The organism is Collinsella aerofaciens (assembly GCF_015548375.1).
GTDB classification, from domain to species: domain Bacteria; phylum Actinomycetota; class Coriobacteriia; order Coriobacteriales; family Coriobacteriaceae; genus Collinsella; species Collinsella aerofaciens_AB.
The window spans coordinates 1-5054 of the sequence record NZ_JADMWW010000044.1 but is presented as its reverse complement, the minus strand read 5'-3'; the positions used below and the strand labels follow the sequence as shown (position 1 = coordinate 5054).

Annotated in this window: 6 protein-coding genes; 1 reads left to right on the top strand and 5 read right to left on the bottom strand. The window is 71.2% G+C overall.

Features of this window, described 5'->3' with window-relative positions; genetic code table 11:
- Nucleotides 1–587: 587 nt before the first annotated feature.
- Nucleotides 588–791 (top strand): ribbon-helix-helix domain-containing protein, encoded by a 204-nt coding sequence (locus I1969_RS10835; RefSeq protein WP_195235129.1) that lies wholly within the window; start codon nt 588–590, stop codon nt 789–791.
- Nucleotides 792–795: 4 nt separating this feature from the next.
- Here I1969_RS10835 and I1969_RS10830 read toward each other — a convergent pair whose 3' ends face one another.
- The 5 genes from I1969_RS10830 to I1969_RS10810 all read right to left on the bottom strand — a co-directional run.
- Nucleotides 796–2193: a sensor histidine kinase gene (locus tag I1969_RS10830; protein ID WP_195235128.1), complete on the bottom strand. Its 1398-nt coding sequence runs from the start codon at nt 2191–2193 to the stop codon at nt 796–798.
- A 26-nt stretch (nt 2194–2219) separates the two neighbouring features.
- Complete coding sequence (locus I1969_RS10825) at nt 2220–2882, bottom strand: response regulator transcription factor (RefSeq protein ID WP_195235127.1); 663 nt, start codon at nt 2880–2882, stop codon at nt 2220–2222.
- A gap of 159 nt (nt 2883–3041) precedes the next feature.
- Entirely contained in the window at nt 3042–3857 is an 816-nt protein-coding gene (locus I1969_RS10820; RefSeq protein WP_195235126.1) for an ABC-2 family transporter permease, read from the bottom strand.
- On the bottom strand, nt 3857–4627 hold the full coding sequence (locus I1969_RS10815) for an ABC-2 family transporter permease (RefSeq protein WP_195235125.1): 771 nt from the start codon (nt 4625–4627) through the stop codon (nt 3857–3859). Before I1969_RS10815 ends, I1969_RS10820 begins: the two co-directional genes overlap by 1 nt.
- Nucleotides 4624–5054, bottom strand: a 431-nt coding sequence (locus I1969_RS10810; RefSeq protein WP_195235124.1) for an ATP-binding cassette domain-containing protein, incomplete at its 5' end; no start/stop codon positions are given. The genes I1969_RS10810 and I1969_RS10815, both read right to left, overlap by 4 nt.

Genomic DNA, 5054 nt, shown 5'->3' with positions numbered 1-5054 from the left:
ATTGTGTCACAGGTAAGGGATAGCCGGTCCTTATGAGTTGAATTACGCGCGTGCGGATATAAAGGGTGGCATGTTAAATTTGTTGAAAACTCTGACATGCGCTGCCGACTTCATTAAAATCGATTGCCAATCAAGTCTTCCTATATATGCGAGCCCTGAGAAGCTGCGCTGTGAACCTGAGACCGCTATCGATCGGCCCGGTGCACCGGGCCGCTGTCCTCGAGCCGGCATCAGCTTGCCGGTCTCAAAACGTATGCCGTCCGGTACGACCAACAGTCGAGTCTTGCGCCCAGTTCGAGCAGCGCCAGAACCCCGTGCCGGAACCCACGCAGCCGATGGCAGGGGAATTCAGCCGCGGCCATCGAGGAGCCGACCCAGGGACGGCGCCCCCAGTCCTCGAAAGATTTCCACCGCCCCCTACAGGCCTGGATTGATTTAACAGTTGATTTAATCCGGCTGAACAAGCCGAGCATGGGCCGGTTGACAAAATGTAAGGTAAAAAAGCAGATACGACCGTACGCCGGTGCGGGGTTCGGGTGATGTGATAGAAAGTAATACACGTATTACATCTAACCGGGAGGTGCATCATGGCAACCGCCACCGCAGCCCTGAGAACCCCCGAGGACCTCGCGAACAGGTACGACCGCCTGGCGAAGTCGACGGGCCGCACGAAAACCTTCTACATGACGGAGGCGCTTGCCGCAGAGATAGGCAGGCTCGAATACGAGTACGGCCTCATGAATTATCCGGGAAGCGTTTGGTTGCGAGGTATGCCAGTGTGCGGGGCCTGATTCGTCAGGCCCCGCACAGGGGGACCGCGATGGTGGCCACCGCGCCGCCCGAGGGGCTGTTGGCGAGCGAGACGGAGCCCCCGTGGGCGCTCGCGGCCTCGGAGGCGACGTGGAGGCCGAGCCCGTAGTGGCGGCCTCCGTCGCGCGAGGAGCGGGATGAGTCGTCTGTGAAGAGGCGCTCGCAGCCGCGTTCGAGGGCGGCGGGAGAGAAGCCCGGCCCGTCGTCGGACACCTCGATGACGAGGTGTCCGCCCGCGACGTCGCAGGAGACCGCCACGCGCGAGCGCGCGTGCTCCGCGGCGTTGGCCACGAGGTTCGCGGCGGCTCGCGCCAGGGCGGTTCGGTCGAGCGGGGCCTCGGGCGCGCCCGCGACAGCGGGGCCCGTGGCCGTGTCGAGCGTCACGCCTCGCGCCCGGGCGATCTGGGCGGCCTCGGCGAGGACCTGCTCGCAGAGCTCGGCCGGCCGCATGGGGGCCCTCTCCGCCCCGCCGGACCCGCGCGAGGCCTCGATGAGCAGGCGCACGTAGCCGTCGAGCCTTTCGACACTGCCGGCTATGTCGCGCGCGGCGGCCGCGAGGTCGGCGTCTTTCTCGTCTTCCAGCTCCTCTGCCACGAAGTCGGCGTTGGCGCGCAGCACGGTGAGCGGCGTCTTGAGGTCGTGGGCGAGCGACGCCACCTGCTCGCGCTGCCCCCGCTCCGCGGCCCAGCGGGCCTCGAGCGACTCGGCGAGGGAGGCCCGCATGGCGTCCATCGCGGCGAGGACGTCGTTCACCTCGCGCACGTTGGTGCTGCCGACCGCGAAGTCGAGATCCCCCGCGCCGACGCGCCCCGCCGCCTCCGCGAGCGGCGCCATCTTGCGCGAGATCACGCGGCTCGCGCGGCGCGCCACGAGCGCGAGCGCGAGCGCGCTTCCCGCAGCGGCGCCGACGAGCATGAGGTTCTGCGGGTTGGGAAGCAGGCCGGCGAGGTCGCGCGAGACCCACTGCGGCAGGTACTCGCTGACGAGTGCGCAGGCCCCGCCGCCCTTGAGCGGGAACGCGGCGTAGGTGAGGCCCGAGCCCCCGCCCTCGATCTCCACTGTGCCCGGATCCGCGGCGAGTGCCGCACGGGCCATTTCCGTCGCGTCCTCGAGCCGCGTGCCCTCGAGGTCTGTCATCAGCACGTATCCGTCCTTGTTCAGGATGAGGTAGCGGTACGCCGTCGGCACGTCCTGCTGCCCGCAGACGCCGTCGCGTGCCAGGCCCTCCGCGACCTCGCGCGCATTGGCCGGCCCCCAGCTCGCCTCGTAGACGAAGCCCGCGTTGATCGCCGCGGAGAGCGCCATGAACGCGGCGAGCCACGCCGTGGCGACCGCCGCGAACGCGTAGGCGAAGTAGCGCGCGATGACGAAGGAGAGCGGCATGCCCCCGCGACCTCGCGCCCCGGTCCTCAGAGCTGCCACTTGTACCCCATCCCCCAGACGGTCGCGATCGGATCGGCGCCGGCCTCGGAGAGTTTCCTCCGGGCGCGGCTGACCTGCATGGATATGGCCGCGTCGTCGGCGTCGCTCTCCCAGCCGAGCACCGCCTCGCGTATCTGCGCGCGGCTCATGACCTGCCCGGGGTGGCGGGCGAGGTACTCGCAGATGGCGTACTCGGTGGGCGTGAGCGGCACGGCCTCGCCGCCCACGGCGAGGCCGCGCGCCCCGAGGTCGATCCGCACCTCCCCGAAGGAGAGGGCGTGCGAGCGCGGCCGGCGCTCACGGCGTAGATGGGCCGCGACCTTGGCGCGCAGCTCCGCGGCCCCGAAGGGCTTGCGGACGTAGTCGTCGGCGCCCAGGCCGTAGCCGGCCACGGCGTCCTCCTCGGCCACGCGCGCGGTCAGGAAGATGATGGGCCCGTCGAAGTCCGGGCGGATCTGCCGCACGAGCTCGAAGCCGTCGAGCCCCGGCATCATGACGTCGCAGAGCACGAGGTCGAAGCGCGAGAGATCCATCCCCGGGACCGCCGTCGGGTCCGCTGCCTTGACGACCTCATGGCCGTCGCGGCCGAGGACGCGCGCGAGTGCGTCGAGGATCGCCTGCTCATCATCCACTGCCAGTATCCTCGCCATGTTCGACCTCCTGAAACTTCCGTCGGAATTGTACTAGCGCCGCGCTCAGCGGTCCAGAGCCCTGCGCGCAGCGCCGACCCCCAGCCGGCGTCGAGCAGGGCATTCCCGCCCAGGACGAGCGCTGCGGAGAGGAGGACGAGCGCGGCGGCGAGCGGCCTCCTACGCATCTGCCCTCCCGTCCTCGAAGCGGCAGAACCAGGCGAGAAGGACGGCGGCGGCTGCCAGGGTGAGCACGAGGCCAGCGAGCGCAGTCGTGAGGAGAGGGGCCGCCGCGCGTGCGGCGTCGATGAAGGCCTCCACCCCGAGCGACCCCAGGCGCGCGGGCCAGGCGAGCGGCACCCAGCCCAGGGGCGTCGCCAGGGCACCGGTGAGCTCGCCGGTCATGAGGCCGTGCGCAAGTCCGCCCACCGAGAAGAACGCGAGGAGCATCCCCGCAGCGCCGCCGCCGATGGCGGCGTTGCGGCCGAGGCGCAGGGCCACGCCGAGCCCCAGCGCGTAGAGGGGCAGGCTGCCCAGCACGATGCCCGCCCAGGCGGCCGCAAGCGGAGCGGGCCCGAGCGGCAGGCGCCCGGCGACGGCGAGCACGGCCCCGAACACGCCGAGCGCCACGGCCAGCGCGCCCGCGCCGAGCGCCGCAAGGGCGAGCAGCTTCGCCGCGACGGCGCGCCCGCGCGAGGGGACCGCCGTGAGGTTGGCGAGGCGCCCGGCAGAGCGCTCCTCGTCCACGGCGAGCCCGCAGACGATGGCGGACATGAGCGGCATGAGGGCGCCGAGGAACTGGGCGTAGGCGTCCGCGCCCAGCGCCGGGTCCCATCGGGTTACGGAGAAGTACTCGCCGCAGGCAAGACCGGCTGCCAGGCCGCAGACGAGGTGCACCACTGCGAGCGGGGAGCGCGCCAGGCGCAGGGCCTCGGAGAGCAGGGACCGCGGGAGAGTCATGCGCGGCGTCGGGTCGGAGAGTCGTGTCATGGCCATCACCTCTCCTCGGAGCGCGCGAACCAGGCCGCGCCCGCCGCCGTGAGCGCGGCGAACGCGATCGCGCAGACCGCAAGGCCCGCCAGCGTGAGCATGCCGTCCGCCGCGAGCGCCCCGCCGAGCGCCATGTCCGCCGCGAGCGGCTCGCCGCTCGGCAGCACGGGGATGAAGCTCGTGGGGATGACCATGCTCGCCGACGGCGGAAAGAGCTGCGGCAGCGGCACCAGCGACCAGGCGAACCCACCCACGAGCTGAGCGGCGAGCGGGCAGAAGATGCCCGCGAGCATACCGAGCCGCGCCGTGAGGAAGAGCCCTGCGGGGATCATCCACGCCGCGGTCACCGTGTTGGCGAGCGCGCAGAGGAGCATCGTGAGCGTGCCCGCGGCCGTGAGGCCCTGCGAGGAGAACGCCGATCCCGCGAGGTAGATGCCGAAGACCACGAGGTTCGAGAGCGCGCAGAGCGCGAGGCACCAGAGCGCCTTGGCCCACCAGGCGCGCCCGAGCGGGAAGCCCAGGCCCAGAAGCCCCCGCATCCGCGTGCGCGCGTCCGCCCGCGCGACGCACGCCACCACGAGCGAGAGAGACACGGGCAGGAAGAGCGCGTACCAGTAGTTCCACGCGCTGAAGATCTGCACGCCCCGGTAGGGCATCGCGCCGAGCAGCGGCATCGGCAGCGCCATGAGCACGGCCAGGCGAACCGGTGCCGCGTGGCGCGACTTCAGGGCCTCGGCGCGCAGGCCCGCGAGCAGGCCGCCTTTCTCGCCCGTCATGCCGCCACCTCCCCGCGTGCTCGTCGCCCTTCCCGGCAGAAGCTCATGAAGAGTTCCTCGAGGTCCTGCCCGGGCCGAAGCGCATCCTCGTAGGCGAGGCGCCCCCCGCAGATGATGCCGATGGTGTCCGCCATCTGCTGCACCTCGGAGAGGATGTGGCTCGAGACGATCACCGTCGTGCCCGCCGCCGCGAAGCCGCGGATCTGGTCGCGCAGCTCCTCGATGCCGATGGGGTCGAGGCCGTTGGTGGGCTCGTCGAGCACGAGCAGGCGCGGCCGGGCGATCAGCGCCAGCGCGAGCCCCAGGCGCTGCCGCATGCCCATCGAGAAGCGCCCGGCGCGCTTCTTCCCGGTGTCCGCGAGGTCCACGGCGGCGAGCACCTCATCTACGCGGCTCTCGGGAAGGCCCAGCAGCGTGGTGCGCACGC

Excerpts from the sequence above, each read along its gene's own strand:
- I1969_RS10835 (WP_195235129.1), top strand. The coding sequence starts at position 588 with ATGGCAACCGCCACCGCAGCCCTGAGAACCCCCGAGGACCTCGCGAAC.
- I1969_RS10825 (WP_195235127.1), bottom strand. The coding sequence starts at position 2,882 with ATGGCGAGGATACTGGCAGTGGATGATGAGCAGGCGATCCTCGACGCA.
- I1969_RS10830 (WP_195235128.1), bottom strand. The coding sequence starts at position 2,193 with ATGCCGCTCTCCTTCGTCATCGCGCGCTACTTCGCCTACGCGTTCGCG.
- I1969_RS10815 (WP_195235125.1), bottom strand. The coding sequence starts at position 4,627 with ATGACGGGCGAGAAAGGCGGCCTGCTCGCGGGCCTGCGCGCCGAGGCC.
- I1969_RS10820 (WP_195235126.1), bottom strand. The coding sequence starts at position 3,857 with ATGGCCATGACACGACTCTCCGACCCGACGCCGCGCATGACTCTCCCG.